This is a genomic window from Nesterenkonia ebinurensis, assembly GCF_008711175.1.
GTDB classification, from domain to species: Bacteria; Actinomycetota; Actinomycetes; order Actinomycetales; family Micrococcaceae; genus Nesterenkonia; species Nesterenkonia ebinurensis.
In genome coordinates, this window is sequence record NZ_VWNF01000006.1 from 17682 (window position 1) to 36540 (window position 18859).

An 18859-nucleotide genomic window follows, 5' to 3' on the forward strand; every position below is an offset into this window, starting at 1 on the left:
AGCATGACACATTCCACATCTGAACAGCAGCCCCCGGTGAAACAACTTCGCCTCATCGTCGAGGCTGAGGACTTCGACGCCGCCCTCACCTTCTACCGCGACGTGCTCGGCCTCCCTGAGAGCGCCGCCTTCGAAGGTGACGGCGAGGCCCGCGTCGCAATCCTCGAAGCAGGCAGAGCCACCCTGGAACTCTCCAACCCCGCGCAGGTGAAGATGATCGATGCCGTTGAGGCCGATGGGCGACCCAGCGCCCGTATCCGCCCCGCTTTCGAGGTCGACGACGGCCCAGCGAGGACCGATGATCTCACTGATGCCGGGGCCGAGCTCATCGCAGCACCGCGGGAAACCCCTTGGCGGTCCTTGAACTCCCGCCTCAACGCCCCAGCAGACCTCGAAATCACCCTGTTCCAGGAACTCGAAACTCCCGATCAACGGCACACGAAACCCGGTTTCAAGCAACTCTGAACGGAACATTCCCCACACTTAGGTGACGATGCTCGTGCCGCAAAACGCCTCGGCCGGCTTGTCCCGACGGCGCTCTAGCGCCGTGCGTCAATCATGAGGCGTTCTGCAGGAGCGCCTCGGCCATCTTCTTGGCTTGCCGGGCGGGGCGGTCGGTTCGTTCATAGAGTTCGGTGACTGCGGCCCCGTCCATCAGGAGCAGGAGCCGCCGGGCCAGGTCGGGATCGTCGGGGTATCCGGCATCGACCAGCAACGTGCGAAGGTATCCGGCGACGGCGTCCTTGTGCTGATTTGCCATGGCGCGGATCTGACTGTCCGGTTCCGCCACTTCGGCAATGGCGTTGATGAAAGCTCAGCCTCGGGTGAACTCCTCCGAGGTGGGCAGAGCCTCTTCGCCCAGTATTCGGGTCACCCAGCGGGCGCCATGATGCTTTTCGGCGGCAGAGAGAGAATCGAGGATCTCTACCGCGTTGATTGTGTCTCCGCGGGCCGTTGCCCATGCCGCCTGAGCCGCCCTAGCGAATATTTCAACGGGCCGGAAGGCCATCGTTCTTGTCAGGGTCAGTGCTTCCTCGATGGCCTTCTCTGCGGCATCAAAATCACCGGCACGGAGACTGTTCAGGGCACGGATGAGAAACCAGTATGCAGCTTCACCGTTGAAATCAAGATTAACAGTCAGTTCCAGGACCTCTTCGGCGATCTTCTCAGCGGCTGCCGTCTGGCCGTCGTTCTCTGCCTTGATGTGAAGTACCGTGAGCAGTTGGCTAAGACCGTAGTCGTCGCCGCTCTCACGCAAGATCGTCTCCGCATCATGGCCACCCGGCAACCCCTGGGGTGGAACATTCCAATGGTCCAGCAGGAAAAAATCCCGCTGAACAGCGGCGAAAGCTGCACCGTGCAGGTCTCCATGCGCTGCTAAGTAGTCGATGGCTTCCTGAGCCAGCTGTTCGCCAATGTGTCGGTAGTCCTCCGAAGTAATCAAGGCTGTGGCGGGGAACCACTGCACCTGCATACGGGCTCGCACAGACTCCTCGTCGTCCCCGAAAGCAGCCAATGCAGTGGTGATCTCTCTATACCGGGGACTCATGTCCATGTCAGGACTCTCATCGACTCTGGCCACCAGGACTGCTGCTTGCTTATGTGAGTTGTCGCGAGGCCCCTGACAGGCCACAGTGGACCGCAGGGCATGGACCAGGCCCCCTAGCTGTCCGGTCATCCAGCGGTACCAGAACGTGGAGAGAATCAGCGCCACCGCATTGGCTCCGTCCCCGGTACGCAATGCTTCGGCATGGGCATGGCGGAGGTGTTCCCGTTCCTCATCGAGCCAGCGTATCCAGTCCCGGGCATGGGGGCCGAACACGAAGTCTCGGGCGCATTCCGCCATTGTCCGGTGGTATGCGATGTGGCGGGCCGCGACCTCCGGCCTTTCCCCGGTGTTTTTGAGCTTCTCCGCGGCATAGGTCGCCACTGTTTCCAGCAGCCGGTAACGCACAGTAGTACCGCTTTCGGCCTCGATGTGCACTGTGGAGACCAGGCTGCGGTCCACCAGCCGAGCGAGTACAGGCAAAGCCTCAGTTCGAAGCAACAGACTGCTCCCCAGCTCATCCGCGCTCTGTCCAGCCTGGCTATGTTCAACGGGGTTCTGCGTCTGGGCGGTTCCTGCCGGCATACCGTAGTCTGAGCAGATCGCCTCGATGGTGTCCAGTGTCCAGCTGGTCGGGTGAACGGCGAGCCTGCGCAGGAGGGCTTGTTCGGTCTCGTCAAGCAGCTCCCAGCTCCAGTCGAGCATGCCACGCAGAGTCTGCTGGCGCCGCGGCGCGCCCCTGACAGAACCCGCAAACAGATCGAGCCGGTCGGTGATGCGTTCAAGCAGATCCTGGGGCGTCAAGGTGTTCATCCTTCCGGCGGCGAGCTCGATCGCTAGCGGAAGTCCGTCCAGGCGACGGCAGAGCTCGGCGATGATGCTGTGGTCCTGTTCGCTGAGCTGAAGCTGCGGAGCGACTGCACGAGTCCTGACCAGGAACAGCCTGACCGCCGGCGCATCGCTCGGCTGCACCGCACCACCCTGGGCGGGAGAGCCTTGATCGTCGGGGACAGGACATTCCACTGCGAGCGGCATGAGAGGGAGTCGCTGCTCCTCCGGAAAGCCCAGCGGCTCGCGGCTGGTTGCCAGCACTCGCACATGCTCTGTTCTGCTGAGCAGCTCTGCGGTGAACAGCGGTGCAGCGTCGATCAGATGCTCGCAGTTGTCCAGCACCAGCAGCGCCCTGCGCTCCTCCAGTGCAGCGGCTACACGGGAGAGCAGCGTTTCATGATCACCCTGGGCCGCGGGCAGCTTGAGCAGTGTGACCATCAGCTCCGTGATGGATTCGATGGCCCCGCCCCCAGCCAGGCCGGTGAGATCGACGAACCAGGCCGAGCTGAGGTCCGGTGCACTCTCTTGCGAGCCCTCATCTTGGTCCGCGAGGATACTGACTGCTGCAGCAGTAGCCAGGCGCGTCTTGCCTACACCACCGGCACCGAGCACCGTGACCAGACGCTGGTTGAGGATGAGCTCTTTCAGAGTTGCTAACTCTGGCTCTCTCCCGATCAGTGCAGAACTGAGCTGCGGGAGGTTCCCTTGCAGGCGCCTTGCATCGGCGTGAGGACTTGACGGCACGGAGACTGCTTGAGTCCGGCCACTTGGTACCGGAGCAGGTGTGAGTTCGGGATCTTGCCGGAGAATCTTCTGGTGCAGTTTTTGGGTCGTGGCGCGTGGGTCGGCTCCGAGCTCCTCAGCCAGATGTGTGCGCAGCCGTTCGTACAGTCTCAGGGACTCCGGATGTCTGCCGGTCAGATAGCAGGCATGCATCGCAGTGGCCACCAGCGCTTCCCGAGTGGAGTGTTCACCCAGTAGCGGCTGCACCACCGCATAGGCGGGTTGGGGCCGTCCGGTCGCCAGTAATGCCTCAGCCTGCAGCTCTGCTGCCTGCAGACGGATTTCCTCCAGTGCCGTGGTGTCTGCAGTGACCCACAGCTCGTCAGCGAACTCGCCGTAGGGGCGGCCGCGCCACAGTTCTTGGATGCCGTCAAGGGTCTCCAACTGTTCGGCAGGCTCGGCGGCCGCTTGTGCCTCGAGGACACGCCACCGCAGCTCATCAGCATCGGTGCGGACGGCTTCCCCCGCTCCCTGAGATTTACCATGATTGATCTCGAGGCGGTAGCCGCCAGGCTCACGCGTCAGAACCCCGCGACCACCAACGGCTGCGCTGTCCAGCAGAATCCGAAGTTGAGAAAGCTTGGACTGCAGGACCCGGGCTGGATTCGCAGGCAGCGTCTGGCCCCAGACCTGGTCCAACAGTGTCTCGGTGGGCACTGCCTGCCCGTCAGCGGTGACCAGGGCCGCCAGTAGGGCGCGGACTTTCCGCTCGGGCACCTCGACCACACACCCGTCGTCGTCCCGGATGCGGATTGGTCCCAGCACCTCAATTCTCATGGTGCGATTCTACGGAGTCAGTGCCAACCACTTCTTGCGGAGACTCCTCGGAGATTTTTCGGAGACATCCCGGAGACACCACGGTCCACGATCAGTGATGACACGTTCACCGACTCATAGGAGCCATTGACTATGCCCACCGCCGAGACCCCTACCCTGGCTGTGATCATCGGCAGCATCCGCCCCGACCGCTTCGGCCCCACAGTGGCCACATGGTTCACCGCAGAAGCCCAGAAACACGGGGCTTTCGAGGTTGATGTGATCGACCTGGCCGACTATAAACTTCCCGTGGAGCTGGCCGGCAACGATTACAGTGTTCCGCCTCCAGAGGGCGTCGTCCGGCTCGGCACGAGGCTGGCCAAAGCCGATGCCTACACGCTGATCACCCCGGTCTACAACCGCAGCTATCCGGCCTCATTGAAGACCGCGATCGACTGGTTCTACACCGAGTGGGTGCTCCGGCCGGTCTCCTTCATCTCCTATGGCGGGGTCACCGGTGGGCTGACCGCGGTGGAGCACCTGCGGGGGATCTTCCCGGAGTTCCCTGCTATCACCACCAAGAGCTTCATCTCCCTGGCGAACTTCGAGAAAGTCTTCGACTACGACGGACGCCCCGTAGACACCGCTGGATTACGTGTCCCGGCCACCGCGGTCCTCGACGAACTTGCCTGGTGGGCCCCCATGCTGCGACAAGCCCGGAAGGCCCGTCCCTACCCGGGCCTGGACTTCGAACCATCGGCCAATGGGGAAACCCACGCGGTCCCCACATAGCGGCTCAAGGACCGAAAACGTCAATGAGGAGACCTCCCACCATGACCCATCAGATACTTAACCCCGGTGACCTGCATAACCCGGTGAGCTTCGGCTACAGCCATCTCGCGGTGACTCACGATCTCGTCTTCGTAGCGGGTCAGTACGCCTCAGACGCGCAGGGACACGTCACATCCACGGACTTCACCGGGCAGGTCAGGCAAGCGTTTCGCAACCTCCGGACCGCTCTGACCGCAGCCGATGTGACACCAGCACACGTGGTCCAACTGCGGACCTACGTGGTGGATCTCGACACCGACAAGCTCCGCACTCTGGTCGCCCAGATCGAAGCACTTTGGGGCAAGAAACCACCGACCCAGACACTCCTGGGAGTCGCTGGCCTCGCCCTGCCGGGAATGCTCTTCGAGGTCGAGGCCATCGCGGTCACCGATGACTCTCGGTGAACGACAACAGAACACACCCGAACGACGAACACCAAGCGAAAGAGACGATCTCATGACCCCGGCCGATAAAACCGCGAACGACTATGAGGGACCACCGACGACGCCGATACCGGTATCTGACACTGATACACGAGCCACGTGGAAGGAATGGGCTGGACTGGCCCTTCTGGTACTGCCGATGCTGATGGTCGCCTCTGACCTGACCGTGCTGTTCCTGGCGCTGCCCACCCTCAGCGCGGACCTGGACACCAGCGCCTCTCAAGGGATGTGGATCACTCACATCTACACCTTCGTCATAGGTGCCCTATTGGTGACCGCGGGACGTGTCGGAGACCGTATTGGTCCCCGCCGGCTACTACTGATCGGAGGGGCTGCTTTCGGAGTACTCTCTGCCGTTGCCGCGTTCTCAGTCAACGCCGAGATGCTTATCATCGCCCGAGCCCTGCTCGGTGTGGCCGGGGCGACATTGATGCCCTCACTGTTCTCACTGCTCAGGACAATGTTCACCAACGAGACCCAGCGCCGATTTGCCGTGGCGATCATGTTCAGCTCCTTTTCAGTAGGCGGCGCGCTCGGTCCCCTGATGGGTGGGGCGCTGCTGGAGTTCTTCTGGTGGGGTTCAGTGTTCCTTATCAACGTCCCCTTCATGGCCTCGCTGCTGCTGCTGGGGCCCTGGCTGCTGCCTGAACGCACTGAGCGCAACACCGGCGGCTTCGATGTGCCCAGCATCGTCCTCTCCATTGTCGGGATCTTCGCCCTTGTCTATGGACTGCAGGAACTGGCCACCGGACAGCAGACCGGTGAAGGAACAGTCTGGGTCAACATCAGCATCGCGACTGCGGGCGTATTGGCGCTGTGGTTTTTCATCCGCCGCCAGCGCCAACTGACTGAACCGCTGTTCGACATGGCCCTGCTGGCCGACCGGCGCGTCGGGCCCTCCCTGGGCGCAGTGCTGGTATTCACCATCGGTGCTATGGGAATCTACTTCCTGGTCACCCAATACCTCCAGCTGGTGATCGGTCTGACCCCACTGCAGGCCGGCCTGGCGACCCTACCCTTTGTAGCGTTCAACATTCTCGGAGCCCTGCTCGCGCCAGCTCTCGCCAAAAAGATGCGCCCGGCGGTGGTGGTGGCACTCGGGCTCGGCACCGCCACGGTAGGCGGGATTTTAGTCGCAGTTACCGCCGGTGCCGACACTGGACTTCCGGCCATCATCGCCGCACTATCAGTCATTGCTATCGGGCAAGGAGGAGGCTTTGCTCTGATCGTCGATCTGATCATCTCCAGCGCACCGGCGGAAAAGGTCGGATCAGTCAGCGCTGCACAAGAGGTCAGCGCCGAAATGGGGCATGGACTCGGAATCGCGGCAGGTGGCGCCCTCGGTACGGTGTTCTACCGCGCCTGGCTGGAGACGTCGATACCATCTCAGGTACCCGAGACCGCTGCTGACTCAGCGCTGGCCAGCCTCCACGGCGGAGTCACCACAGCAGAAAACCTCGGCTCCACCGGACCTGCTCTACTCGAGGTGGTGCACGAAGCGATCGGCACGGGACTGCAGAACTTCGCGATCATCGGAGCAGCGTTCATGGGACTCGCCGCACTGCTGATTGCCGTCGTCCTCGTCTTCCGGGACCGTCCCCGTCACCGCGGTCAACACAGCCGCGACGATGGCCAGGAAACCACCTCCGTGGAGCACGAACAGGAGACCCTCATCAAGCAGAAGGAGAGATGAACATGCCGGACAACGACAATTGTGGATCTCAGTCTCGAAGGGTCCGTAGCCGTACTCGGTACTGGCGCGATGGGAAGCGCCATCGCCAAGGCGGTACTCGCCGCAGGGCGGCCGACAACGGTCTGGAACCGCACATCCGGACGCGCACAAGCACTAGGCGCCCATGGGGCGATCATCGCTGACTCACCTAGCCAGGCAGTCAAGAGTGCCGATGTGGTAGTGGTCTGCGTACTGGATCACACCGCTGTCATGGAAGTCCTCAGCTCCCTGGGGTCGGCTATAAATGGCAGGCAACTGGTGAATTTCACCAGCAGTAACCCCGCCCAGGCGCGTGAAGCAGCCCGCTGGGCCGAAGCACAGCATGCTCAGTATCTCGATGCCAGCATCATGGCCGGCCCTGAAAACATCGGAAGCGAAGAGGCCATGCTGTTCTACAGCGGATCAGAGACCACCTACCAGGAACACAAACGATTACTGCAGAGCCTCGGCGGTGTCTCGAAGTTCTACGGACCCGACCCAGGATCTGCGGCCGCGTACTTCACCGCACTGGTGACCCTAGGATACGAGACCTGGGATTCCTACCTTCGCAACCTTGCCTACGTCGAAGCCGAAGGAGGAGACCTCAGTGATTTCTCTCCGCTCGCGGTGGACTCTGTGGTCTCCTCCGGCCCACTACTGAAAGCCATGGTGCAAGCGGCGCAGACTGGCGTCCATCCACTGGAGATGGGGCCACTACGAACCCATGCCGCGCTGATGGGCGACGTGATCGACAGTCGCGAGCAGGCCGGTGTCGGCGCCGCACCGTTACGCCAGCTCAAGGCCTGGATCGATCAAAGCGTTCACAAGGGGCATGTCAACGACGGCTTCTCGCGCCTGATCGATGAGATCCGGCTGACACGTCACTAAAACACCAACCATGCCAGAGAAATCCCCCTGTCACGCTCACCCGCGTCACGAAACACTGCCCGGTTGCCCACTGGAATCGTCGTCGTTCTGTACGGTCTCTCTTGGCGGGGCCTTGCGCTACCGCGCCATTCCCAGGGGCAGAACCTGATGCACCGCTATCTTGGAAGACTCTCAGGAATATTCAGTGGTTCTGCGATGGGACCCCGTTGGGGCAGCTCCTGGTGACCATTGGTAAGAGGACGTCCGCGCGTTCGGTCCGGTCGAGACGCTCGGAAGCGAGGCGGTTGTCTAGAGAAAATGTGAACATGAAGTTCAACCAGCTGGCGGCGCGTCGGCTCGCTGCCTACGCGCTGGATGTGGCTGGATACCTTGGGATTGCGGCCGCCACAGCGCCGGTCGGTGCGTTGTCCACGAGTGCTGGTTGGGACAAGTCCCAGGCGTTCGTGATCTCCGTAAGCGTTGTCCCAGTGATCATCGCCACAGGCGTGGCTGCACGTGCGGAGGTACGTGGCGCGACCTGGGGGAAACGACGGCTCGGCCTGCGAGTGGAGCGATCTGATGGTCAGCCTCTTTCGCTTGCTAGGGCTATCAGTAGGAACGTTCTGAAGATCGCCGTGCCTTGGCAGTTGGGACACATCGTCGCTATTGGTACCGTGTATGGCGGCTTTGAGAGTTCAGACCGACGCCTGATTGCAGTTTCGTTACTCACCTACGGTGTGATCGGCATCGGCTTCTGGGGCTTGCTGCGCCGCTCTGGGATCGCCATGCACGACATGGCCGTGAACTCTCGCGTGTACTGTCGTCCAATCTGCACCAGGGTGGACCAAGCTGAACTGCGGTGTCGGGGGGGGGTGTAGGGCTTACTGACCATTCCGATGTGGTTGGTGGCAGCCTCACCAGTAGTCACGCATCAACTCGGTCGACCATTCGGGCTGCTGAACAACGCCACGAGGGCCAAACTCGGCCATCCAGGGTTTAACATCGAGCACGGGTGTGCTGTCAATGGCATCGAGCCCGTCGACTCGAAGAATCTTGCCTTCGATTCCAATGATCCGGCAGACACTGATACCGAGACGATTGGGACGGTTCTTCCCGCGTTGCGCGAAGATCCCGACTGCTCGCCAGTCCTCGTTGCCGCGAGGGTGGCGCGCACCGTGCTCAATTTTCTCGTCAGGGACTCGATGAAAGTAGTAGACGATCTCGACGTGGCTGAAGGTGTCCAATCCGACAAGGGCATCGGACGCGAAGTCCTCAGTTAGTGCTATTGAAGCGGTCTCGGAGTCCCAGTGATCATCACGTGCCTCAGCCCGAGTACTTGTGACGTACCCGATGGGCGAAAGCAGCACCTCAGCCTCCGACAATTCGTAGGGTCGGCTGGGGGACAGCTGTGAGTTGGGTGAGGAGGGATGAGGTGTGCTCGTCAGCGGGGAGCTGCACCAGCAGGCGCTGGTCGTCACTATCAGGAAGTTCAAGCACCTCGTAGGCAAGGCTCAGTTCACCGGCCTGTGGGTGGATGACCCGTTCATGACCGTTGCGCGGCGGCACCACCGGGGGTCCGTTCCACCGATCGTTGAATCCCGGACCAGCTGTGACTGAGAGTTCTTCAGCGAGTTCTGCCACGTACGGGTCAGGGCGAGACAAACCCTCACGAAGTTCGGCGCTCCATCGGTCTGCCACGGTGTCCCAGTCCGGGTAGACAGTTCTGGCTCGACTGTCATTGAAGACGAACCGGGGGATGCTCGGCAACGTCGAATCGAGCATGCCCGTCGGCCCGGAGATGGACTCATAGCCGGTGGTCCAGGCCAGAATTTCACCAGCCCGGTTCAGCACCGCGGCGGGGGTCGCTTCGAACTGCTCGAGCAGCAGCTGAATGGTCGGGCGGATCTGCCGGGCAGGTGGGTGCGCCACAGGGCAGTCCCGGTTACCAGCGGCTTTGGCTGCCCGGTGCAGCAGCTGCGCCTCAACTGGCGAGAGCTGCAAAGCAGTCACTAGAGCATGAAGCACCGGTGGTGAGGGATTTCGGTCACGCCCCTGTTCGAGACGGCTGAGATACTCCACGCTCAGGCCCGCCAGGGTAGCCAGTTCAGATCGGCGCAGCCCCGGGGTCCGGCGTCGAGTGCCCGGGACCAGCCCTACCTGCTCGGGAGTGATGGCCTCGCGACGGCTGCGTAGGAAGCATCCCAGTTCGTTATCAGGCATGTATCGCAGTCTACCGAGGCTTCTTATGCGGTACATCCGCGAGGGTAGCCCTGTGACTACTAGTCTCAGCGTGGTCTGGTTGCCCGGTGGTGTCGCCACCATGCTGGTTCTGTCCACATGGTGTGCCACCGTCTCAGTGGCTGAACGTCCCTCAGGAGGATTCTATGACCAGCAAGACCGTCACCAAGTTGCCGCTTGCACCAGGTAAGTGGGAGCTCGACCCGTCCCACTCAAACATTGGCTTCGCGATCCGTCACCTCGGAGTATCCAAGGTCCGTGGTCGGTTTGCCCAACTAGAGGGCAGCCTGCAGATTGCTGAGAACAGCGGTGATCACTCCGTCGCCGCAACTGTCGGTCTAGGATCGATCGACACCGGCAATGCCGACCGCGACACCCATATCCGCGGCGCTGACTTCCTCAACGTCGAGAAACGTCCCACGATGACGTTTCGTTCGACCCGCGTGCGTATCACCAATGACGACGGCGAGCAGGGACAGCTCGACGGTGAGCTGACCATCGGCGGAGTCACCCAGCCGATCACATTCGATGTCGAGTTCGGCGGAGTCCAGACCAGCGTGGTCGATGGACTTCCGCATGCCGGATTCGAGGCCACAGGTCAGCTGCGCCGTCGCGATTTCGGGCTTCATTTCGGTGCCGGTGAGGCCGTTCTCGGCGACCGGATCGCCATCGAACTCGACGTCCAGTTCATTGAGCCCCAGCACACATGAGCGAGAGGATCCCTGCAGTGTCTGAGTCCCCCGTCCAGCTCGGAGTGCAGAGCTTCGCCGGTGTATCGATGGAACCGGATGGCTCCCGGCCTTCAGACAGCGAGGTGCTCCGGCGCGTCGTCGAACACGGGGCGCTCGCAGAACAACTGGAGATCGACGCCTACGGCCTCGGCGAGCATCACCGTGATGATTTCGTCTCTTCGTCGCCGGAAGTCGCACTGGCCGCGATTGCCGGACGTACTGAACGCATCACACTCAGTTCGGCGGTGACCGTGCTCACCACCGACGGTCCCTTGCGCGCCTATCAGCGGTGGGCCACTCTTGATGGAATTTCCTCTGGGCGTGCCGAGCCGATTCTTGGGCGCGGTTCATTCACCGAGTCCTTCCCGCTTTTCGGCTTCGACGTAGCTGACTACGAGACTCTTTTCGAGGCACGCCTCAACCTATGGGCGCAGCTGCGAGAGGAGGGGCCCATACACTGGCAGGGAAGTACGCGCCCCGCATTGGAGGGCCAGGCGGTGTATCCGCGCAGTGAGACTACCGATGGCATCCGGACCTAGGTCGGGGTGGGCGGTAGCCCGCAATCAATCCTTCGCGCCGCTCGCTATGGGTTCAACCTCATGCTCGCCAACCTCGGAATGTCAATGTCGCGACTAACGGCATCGACTGAGCTTTTCCGACGAGGGGCCGACCAGTACGGGATGCCGCGGCCTCGGGTGGGGCTGGCCATGAACGGATACATTGACGACACCGACCAGGGTGCCCGTGACGCTGTGTGGCCGTATCACCGGGCCATGTTTTCCAGAATCGGCCGGGAGCGTGGCTGGCTACCCCAGTCGAAAGAGAATTTCGAAGCGGCCATTGACTCTGGGGCGAACTTAGTGGGATCGCCTGAGACTGCCGCTAACCAGCTGACTGAACTGATTCTGACTTTGGGCTTGGATCGGGTCGACATCAACTACGACGTCGGCCCCCTGCCGCATGACATGAAGACCCGTTCCCTGGAACTGTTCGGTAGAGAGGTCTACCCGCGCGTGCGCGAACAGCTCGCAGGCCGGGGCGATCGCACAGTTCATGAATACAAGCAACTCCAGCCCTAAAGTTGAGTAGACACAAGGAGTGCGTGCACATCCAAACCTACGCTACTGCGCTCAGTAAGCATCGGAGCCTGGCACAAATGTCGGCGCGACCGGGCAAGGGACTTCTTGCCGGTAACCCACGAGCGAGGCCCAGACCCCGCGGCCCATCATGGGCAGATGAGCTATCACATACCGTCTAAACCAGCTGAGCACTGTCCCGACACTCACGTGCCTGACGGTCAGACAGATTGGCGACAGCGACGACCTCGCTATTCCGCGTGGCTGGGCTGGTGTCGTCCGTCAGCGTACACTTCGCCTTTGCATATCCATATGCCCGAGGTCAAGGCATCGGAGCAGAGATCACGGCCACCGCATTCCGCGGCGGGGCCTCCTCGGAGACTAAAACTGTCATTTTGAACTCATCCGAAGTGGGCTACCTGCTCTACCGGCATTCCGTTTCCAAGAAGAATGCACTTTTTTATGTGCATCTGGCAGCCGCCCGGCTACACTGCTGAGCGCATGACCGCAGTGTGAGGCCTTTAGGGGCCGCTCTACGTCCAAGGCCCTCCAAAAACGGGCGGCTGCACTATTGTTGGCATCGACCATCTGGCGGTATGGCCTGGTCACCGGAGGTCGGGAGATGACTAACTGACCGACAAAAACCCCTGACTACCCGTTTTGGTGGGAGCGCGGCGAACAGTGATGCAGGGAATCAGATGACCGCGTTGGCGGCCTATCGATCACCCACATTTCCAGATTACTCGAGTTCGGGGTCGCGGTCTGGTGCCTGGTTATCGATGAACTGCTCTAGACCGTCCAGGAGGCGTTCGAGCCCGAAATCGAAAATCTTCTGCCAGTTTGCGCCGAAGGCGCTGTCGGACAGTACTGCCAGTGTCGGGTAGTTGCCGGTTGCCACGGCGGTATCGAGAATGGGGGTCATATAGTCCCAGTGCTGCTGATCGCTGATCTCAGAATCCTTGGAAGCATCCTGGCTGAGCACATAACTCCGAGCCAGACCAGTGACGTAGCCGTCGACGACGTTGTGGATCATGACGCGTTCGACGTCCTTTAGACCAAGGCCGTCGAGTGCAGCGAGGGCGGCGTCGAAGTCGGCGACCATGTGCGGGCCGGGGACCGGACGGGACCAGTTGACTTGGAGCAGCCAGGGGTGGGCGAGGTAACGTCGCCAAGTTTGCCGCGCATGGGCTTCGGTGACCTCACGCCATGTGCACCCTGAAGCATCGGTGGGCGCATGGACGTGATCGAGCATCAGGTTGAGTAGTTCGGTCTTACTTGGCACATAGCGATACAACGACATGGCGCCCGCGCCGAGCTCATCGGCCACGCGGCGCATACTCAGTGCCTCGATACCCTCGTTGTCAGCGATAGCGATCGCTGCAGCTACGATTCCCTCGATAGTGAGGGTCCGCTTGGGGCCTGGCTTTGGAAGCTGACCAACCCGCCATAGCAGACCCAAGCTGAACCGTAAACGATCTGCTGATTCATCCCCAAGTGTCATTCTCTACTCTTCATCATTGGCTGGCATTACATCTACATACGCTGTACTCCGTCTATTCAAAGCACCTGATTGAACACAACTCTTTCGGCAGGACTTGAGAGGACCCTTCTGGTAAGCGGCACGATGGTCACAGTAGAGCCACTATTTGTCCGTTGATTGTTCGGTGTAGCCGCGCAACCCGAGGAGCAGGAGCGCGATGAGCGCCACCGTCAGGGCAGCTGCGATGAGCAGGGCCGATTGCAGTCCGAGACTCATGGACTCGGCGATCGAGGACAGGAAGCTGGTGCGGTCTGCGGCGTTGAGCTGGTCGGCGAGGCTCGCCGCGGCCCCGGGATTCTCGGCCGCCACTTGTGCGTCGGCGCTGCTGAGGCCTTCGGGTGGGGTGAGGGTATATCGGTAGACCAGGGCGCTAATGGTGCCCAGCAGGGCCACACCGCTGGCGGCTCCCAGCCCGCTGCTGACGTCCTGGAGGGCGCTCATGCTGCCGGTGCGCTGGATGGGAGCGGTGGTGATCAGCAGCTCGCTGAGCAGAGTCATAGCCGCACTGGCCAGAGCGACCAGAGACATCCCGACGGTCAGAACCACCAGGGTGGTGGTGTTGCCTCCGGTAAGCAGCGCGGATGCCGAGGTGACAAACCCCGCTGCGGCCAGTGCTAGGGAAACAGCGGTGCCGCCGCGGATGCCGAACCGTCTTTTCAGCGCGGGCGCTACCAGGGTGGCTGGAATCGAGATCACTGCGGGGATGAACAGGATCATGCCCGCCTGCAGTGCGGTGAGATCCAGGCCGAGCTGGAGGAAGGGTGCGATGAGGATCTCGGGTCCGGCGAAAGCGATCATCACAAAGAACAACGCGATCAAGGTGACCCACACGGCACGGTAGTCGAAGAGGGTGAGGTCCAGCAGCGGCTGGTCCAGGCGCCGTTGGCGACGCAAGAACAGGTATCCACAGACCAGGCCGAGAATGGTGACCAGGATGTGCTGGAGAGCGATGGAACCCTCGGCCGCCTGCTGGATACCGTAGATCACACCCATGATTGCCACCACCGACAGCAGGATGCTGAGCGGGTCGAGACGGACCCGCTGGTCGTCACGGAACTCCGGCAGCGTCCACGGGGCGACCGCCAGCAGGATGAGTGCTGCGGGCACGTTGACCAGGAACACCGCACCCCACCAGAAGTTCTCGACCAGCAGCCCGCCCATGGGCGGACCGAAGGCCATCCCGGCAGAGAAGGCGGTCATCAAGATGGCGAAGGCGCGGGAGAATTCACCCGGGTCGGTGAACATGGAGCGCAGCAGCGCCATGGCTGAGGGAGTGACAGTAGCGGTCGCGACGCCCAGGATCGCCCGGGCGGCGATGAGTGCCTCGCTAGTGGGGGCGAAGGCAGCGATCATCGAGGCGATGCCATAACCGGTGATCCCGATCATCAGCAGGCGCTTGCGGCCGATGCGATCCCCGAGCCTACCCATGGTGATGACCAGACTCGCGGCCAGAAACTCACCGACATGGATGATCCACAATGCCTGCGCCGCGGTCGGGCGCAGGTCAGCGCCGATGTGCGGCTGGGCGATGAAGAGCATGGTCAGATCGGTGGACATCATGAACAGCGCGATCGACATCGCACCCAGGCCACACCACTGCCGCCAGGACGCCTTCACTACGCGAGTACTCATCGGCTGCCAATCCCGAAGGCACGACCCGCGGTGGAAGGGTCGCCAGCTACGGCTAGGAGCCCTGCGGCGAGGTCCGGGCGACGGGTGTTCGCCGGGTCGTTGGCCCCGGCCACAAGCCGGTAGCGCCCGACCTCGGTGGCGTTGGTGAGGTAGCCGGGACGGATGATCGTCCACGCACACCAGTCCCCGGCTCCTTGGAGCACCTCTTCCATACGTGCGATGTCGGGATAGATGTGGCGGCCCCACAGGCGCACCAAGGGGCCGAGCACCCACCGGGAGAATCGGCCCTCGCCTTCTCCTGAACGCAGCACCGGGGCGGCGGAGATGACCACGATCCTGTTCAGCCCTGCCTGCTGCATCGCAGCCAGCAGATGACGCACCCCCGACTCGCACACCGGGGCCTTGTCCTTGGCCGAACGCTTTCCCAGCGCCGAAATCACCACATCAGCGCCGGGGGGAAGGTGGACGCCACCCCCGGAGACCACATCAGCCTCAACCAGACGCACCGCCTTGGGTCCGGTGAACCGGGCAGCGTCCCGCACCAGGGCGGTGACCTCATGGCCGGCCTCGATGGCTTGCTCGACCACCAGGCGGCCGGTGGCTCCAGTTGCTCCTGCGACGACGATATGCATCACACACTCCCACTAGTACGACTTGACTACACAGATGAATGTAGACGAGGTGAGACAAGTAGTCAATGTTGACCAGTGTTGCGTATGCTGAACCTAGGTCAAAACATTGAGGAGCACGATGATCGCAACAAAGCTATTGGTGCTGGGCTCAGTACGCGAGCTCGGCCAAGCGCACGGCTACCAGGTCCGCCGCGATCTGGGTACGCGCGGTGTGCATCTGTGGGCGAACATCCGTCAGGGGTCGATCTACCATGCGCTGAAGAAGCTGACCGTGGACGGACTCCTGGAGGTCGCGACAGAAACGGCAGCGACCTCCAGTGGCCCTGCGCGCACCAAGTACGTCCTCACAAAAGACGGCGAGAGGGCGTTCTTCGAATTGCTGGAGCAGTCACTGCGCAGCCACGAGGGCGACATCGCCGACACGATCACAGGAATCGGATTCATGACCGAGCTTCCGCGCCCCCGAGTGATCGAACTGCTCGAAGAACGCGTCGATGCCTACCGGGCCTGGCGCGAACAGGTCGTCGGCGAGTACGAGGGCACACAGGAGGACTGGCTTCACCACGTCGAGGCCATCCGACTGTGGGCACATACCGCCGACAGCTCGATCACCTGGACCCAGGGCCTGATCGCAAGACTCCAACGCGGCGACTACACCATGGCCAACGAGACACCCCAGGCCCAGAACTGACCCGACCGAGTCATCGCTCACCCTCATCGCAATTGACACGCTGTGAGGCACCTCCCCTGACCGAGAGAGTCACACGTGCTGGCGGGTCGTCGTCACGTCAGAGCGCGAATGAGTCTTCGCGCGCTCTCCGGAGTGATCAGGAGCTCTCGATGATGCCTGGGTCTACCTCGGAACGGAACCCAGGTCGCTTCGACGTCGAAGGAGGCTTCATTGATGGGGCCACCTCGCGGCACCGTCTGCCCAGTCCTTGCACAGAGAGGCTTATAGCTTTGGTCATTGCCGCTCCTTATCTGGAGCGGGTGAGTTCACCCGGTGAGGGCTTGCGGGTGTGTCGATCGTTTTTCTGGTGCGGGCTACAGTGATCAGTACAGTGGTCGCGGCGCTAACCGCCCCGGCTGCGGTGATGAGGCCCGCGGTGAGGGTGGGAGTCGAAGGAGAGACGATCGATTCACCGCTCAGTGCCTGCCAGGTGAGGATGCCGAGTACGACGGTGAAGGCAAGTGCGCCGATAAGCACTAGCCGGTAGCGCACCTGCTGTTCGCGCAAAACGAGAAACCGGACAGAGAGCAGTTCGATCGTGAGCAGGCTTAGCGGGATGGCCTGCAGGGCGTGAATTCCGGCGAAGTGCGGGATGCGCAGATCACCGCCCTCGGTGCTCCAGCCGAAGAACGGCATGCCAGCTCCGCCGTCGTCGACGCCCACCGCGTGGGCACCGGCCACCCCTTGGAAGTCATTGAGCTGATCCTCGCTGGGACCGGTCATCAAAAACGCCAGTGCCATCCCGACGACACCGAGGATGACTCCGGCGCGCACGGCGAGGTTCCGTGCGGGGTCGGGGCCGGGGCTAAGTGCCACGGCGGCACCCACGACTAAGCTCGCCAGCCAGACGATGGTGATCGAGACGGCCATCACCGCCCACAGTGTGGTGTTCAACGGGGTAGCGACGTTGAAGTGACTCGTCGTGCCGAGTGCAGCCGCGCCGACGATGATCACGATCTCCACCACCAGCGCGAGTGCGGTCACGGTGCCCAGGGCATCGGCGACCCGTCGCAGGCGACGCACCTGGCCGATCAGCCAGGCCAGGGTCACCGCGTAGATTGCGATGGAGAGGGCGAACTTCAATGGCTTGAACCAGGCATTCTGGCCAAGGATCTCGCGCGGATCAATGATCGCCAGCACCACGGTGACCACCGAGAGCGCAACCATGACCAGAGCCAGGCCGATCAGTGGCCGGTGCCAACGGTCGGGGCGAGGCAGCGGGCTCGGGGGCCTCGCTTCAGCGGTGGTGCCAGAGAAGCTCATGTGGGTTCCTTGTTCTCTGTGGGTACGACTCCGTCGTTGTACCGGCGGTGAGTGTGGGATTCCTGGGCGATGCGACGCAGACCCGCCAGCAGAGCATCGCCGAGGGCGATGCCCACCACCACCGTCTCTGCCATCTGATCGCTATCGCCGCTGGAGGCCACAGCATCGAGGTCCGCCTCGGCCACCAGATCCATCGCCGCTGCGTACCGGGAGAGCCGATCGGTCACCTCAGTGTGCCCAGTCCGGGCCAGGTCATCGATCACACTCCCAGCCAGTGGGATGCCCGGGTTCTGCGCCACAGTCGCCCAACCACACTCGCGCATCACCTCCCGAACCGCATCCAGCGCAGACTCCGAAGGAGCGTTGACCTCACGCGGCACGGCCTGCTGAGCGATGCCGAACACCTGCGGCAACGACACATCAGGATCATCGAGCGCAGCGATCACCCGACCGGCGGCCGCGACACTCAGCCCACCGGAATCGATCAACGCCCGGACCAGACGAAGGCGAGCCACGTGGGCCTCGCCGTAGTCGGTCGAGTTATAGCCAGTCTGCTCCCCAGCAGGAAGCAGTCCCTCCCTCGTGTAGTACTTAATAGAAGGGACGCTGACACCGGTGCGTTCGCTGAGTTCAGAGACGCGCATAATTGATAGTATCACTATCGATCGTGAAACTATCAATAGTGTCGTGCTGCGCGCCACATCGCTCCTCAACCGCCCGCCTAGACCACGCGGCCAGCAACGACGGCACTGGAGGCCGGCTCATCAGTACATACAGCCGCAATCGCAGTCACTGCGCCTCGATCAGCAGCACGCCATCTTGCCCGCTGCCCACGGCACCGTCAGCACTCTGCGCATATGATGCACGTTGCCACCGTTGGTGGGGCGTGCACCACGGCCCTGCCGTGGCATCCGTGCATCCGCTTTGGGTTTGTGATGTCAGGACACTGGTGACAGGCCTGTATCAGGACATCGGTGACACGTCGGGGTCTGGGTCGCCGGGTGTGGAGGCGGGGAGCTTGCGGTTGTAGCGGACGTAGCCGACGTGGTCGATGCCGGGTTCGGGGAGTTGGCGCTCGGCGATGGGCGGCGGTCTTGCCAGGGCTGATCTCCGGCCTTCGGGAGCATGGTTCCAGCCCGGCGGTCTGAGGTCGCGATGACGTGAGGAGGAAGCAGTTCTGGCCAGTCACGTGGTGGGCTTCGCGTACTTGGGGGTCTTGTCCGAGAACTCAGCGCCCAATGGACAGTAC

General features: G+C 62.3%; 19 protein-coding genes. 10 read left to right on the top strand and 9 right to left on the bottom strand.

Annotation, left to right across the window (positions count from 1 at the left end):
- Positions 1–3: 3 nt before the first annotated feature.
- Positions 4–465 carry a VOC family protein gene (locus F0311_RS02735; protein WP_150460433.1) on the top strand — a complete coding sequence of 154 codons (462 nt, stop codon included), beginning with the start codon at positions 4–6 and terminating at the stop codon, positions 463–465.
- A 91-nt stretch (positions 466–556) separates the two neighbouring features.
- Here F0311_RS02735 and F0311_RS02740 read toward each other — a convergent pair whose 3' ends face one another.
- Together F0311_RS02740 and F0311_RS02745 are read right to left on the bottom strand one after the other, a co-directional pair.
- The gene (locus F0311_RS02740; protein WP_150460434.1) at positions 557–760 is read right to left on the bottom strand and encodes a hypothetical protein; all 204 of its coding nucleotides are present in this window, start codon (positions 758–760) and stop codon (positions 557–559) included.
- 54 nt (positions 761–814) lie between these two features.
- Positions 815–3937 carry an AfsR/SARP family transcriptional regulator gene (locus F0311_RS02745; protein ID WP_150460435.1) on the bottom strand — a complete coding sequence of 1041 codons (3123 nt, stop codon included), beginning with the start codon at positions 3935–3937 and terminating at the stop codon, positions 815–817.
- Positions 3938–4069: 132 nt separating this feature from the next.
- Between F0311_RS02745 and F0311_RS02750 the strand changes: the two genes are divergently transcribed.
- From F0311_RS02750 to F0311_RS02770, 5 genes are all read left to right on the top strand, one after another.
- Positions 4070–4708, top strand: a complete 639-nt coding sequence (locus tag F0311_RS02750) for an NADPH-dependent FMN reductase (protein ID WP_150460436.1) — start codon at positions 4070–4072, stop codon at positions 4706–4708.
- Between the two features lie 41 nt (positions 4709–4749).
- Positions 4750–5151: a RidA family protein gene (locus F0311_RS02755; RefSeq protein WP_150460437.1), complete on the top strand. Its 402-nt coding sequence runs from the start codon at positions 4750–4752 to the stop codon at positions 5149–5151.
- Positions 5152–5203: 52 nt separating this feature from the next.
- The gene (locus F0311_RS02760; protein WP_150460438.1) at positions 5204–6883 is read left to right on the top strand and encodes an MFS transporter; all 1680 of its coding nucleotides are present in this window, start codon (positions 5204–5206) and stop codon (positions 6881–6883) included.
- A gap of 21 nt (positions 6884–6904) precedes the next feature.
- Positions 6905–7789 carry an NAD(P)-dependent oxidoreductase gene (locus F0311_RS02765; protein WP_150460439.1) on the top strand — a complete coding sequence of 295 codons (885 nt, stop codon included), beginning with the start codon at positions 6905–6907 and terminating at the stop codon, positions 7787–7789.
- Between the two features lie 305 nt (positions 7790–8094).
- Entirely contained in the window at positions 8095–8646 is a 552-nt protein-coding gene (locus tag F0311_RS02770) for an RDD family protein (protein ID WP_150460440.1), read from the top strand.
- Positions 8647–8682: 36 nt separating this feature from the next.
- Here the strand turns inward: F0311_RS02770 and F0311_RS02775 are convergent, their stop codons facing one another.
- Together F0311_RS02775 and F0311_RS02780 are read right to left on the bottom strand one after the other, a co-directional pair.
- Complete coding sequence (locus F0311_RS02775; protein ID WP_317982541.1) at positions 8683–9246, bottom strand: SAM-dependent methyltransferase; 564 nt, start codon at positions 9244–9246, stop codon at positions 8683–8685.
- Positions 9137–9988 (bottom strand): helix-turn-helix transcriptional regulator, encoded by an 852-nt coding sequence (locus F0311_RS02780; protein WP_150460442.1) that lies wholly within the window; start codon positions 9986–9988, stop codon positions 9137–9139. Before F0311_RS02780 ends, F0311_RS02775 begins: the two co-directional genes overlap by 110 nt.
- Before the next feature lie 164 nt (positions 9989–10152).
- On the opposite strand from F0311_RS02780, the gene F0311_RS02785 reads away from it, so the two are divergent.
- The 3 genes from F0311_RS02785 to F0311_RS18345 all read left to right on the top strand — a co-directional run bounded on the left by F0311_RS02785 (position 10153) and on the right by F0311_RS18345 (position 11816).
- On the top strand, positions 10153–10716 hold the full coding sequence (locus F0311_RS02785; RefSeq protein ID WP_150460443.1) for a YceI family protein: 564 nt from the start codon (positions 10153–10155) through the stop codon (positions 10714–10716).
- Between the two features lie 17 nt (positions 10717–10733).
- Positions 10734–11276 (top strand): LLM class flavin-dependent oxidoreductase, encoded by a 543-nt coding sequence (locus tag F0311_RS18340; RefSeq protein WP_223881090.1) that lies wholly within the window; start codon positions 10734–10736, stop codon positions 11274–11276.
- Between the two features lie 168 nt (positions 11277–11444).
- Entirely contained in the window at positions 11445–11816 is a 372-nt protein-coding gene (locus F0311_RS18345) for a hypothetical protein (protein ID WP_223881091.1), read from the top strand.
- Between the two features lie 736 nt (positions 11817–12552).
- Here F0311_RS18345 and F0311_RS02795 read toward each other — a convergent pair.
- From F0311_RS02795 to F0311_RS02805, 3 genes are all read right to left on the bottom strand, one after another.
- Entirely contained in the window at positions 12553–13314 is a 762-nt protein-coding gene (locus F0311_RS02795) for a TetR/AcrR family transcriptional regulator (protein WP_150460444.1), read from the bottom strand.
- Between the two features lie 141 nt (positions 13315–13455).
- Positions 13456–14985 (bottom strand): MFS transporter, encoded by a 1530-nt coding sequence (locus F0311_RS02800; protein WP_150460445.1) that lies wholly within the window; start codon positions 14983–14985, stop codon positions 13456–13458.
- On the bottom strand, positions 14982–15617 hold the full coding sequence (locus tag F0311_RS02805) for an NAD(P)-dependent oxidoreductase (RefSeq protein WP_150460446.1): 636 nt from the start codon (positions 15615–15617) through the stop codon (positions 14982–14984). Before F0311_RS02805 ends, F0311_RS02800 begins: the two co-directional genes overlap by 4 nt.
- A gap of 118 nt (positions 15618–15735) precedes the next feature.
- Here F0311_RS02805 and F0311_RS02810 point away from each other — a divergent pair, with 118 nt between their 5' ends.
- Positions 15736–16308, top strand: coding sequence for a PadR family transcriptional regulator (locus F0311_RS02810; RefSeq protein WP_150460447.1), 573 nt, complete (start codon positions 15736–15738; stop codon positions 16306–16308).
- Between the two features lie 273 nt (positions 16309–16581).
- Here the strand turns inward: F0311_RS02810 and F0311_RS02815 are convergent, their stop codons facing one another.
- Together F0311_RS02815 and F0311_RS02820 are read right to left on the bottom strand one after the other, a co-directional pair.
- Positions 16582–17610: a hypothetical protein gene (locus F0311_RS02815; RefSeq protein ID WP_150460448.1), complete on the bottom strand. Its 1029-nt coding sequence runs from the start codon at positions 17608–17610 to the stop codon at positions 16582–16584.
- Positions 17607–18254: a MerR family transcriptional regulator gene (locus F0311_RS02820; RefSeq protein WP_150460449.1), complete on the bottom strand. Its 648-nt coding sequence runs from the start codon at positions 18252–18254 to the stop codon at positions 17607–17609. Before F0311_RS02820 ends, F0311_RS02815 begins: the two co-directional genes overlap by 4 nt.
- Positions 18255–18859 lie beyond the last annotated feature (605 nt).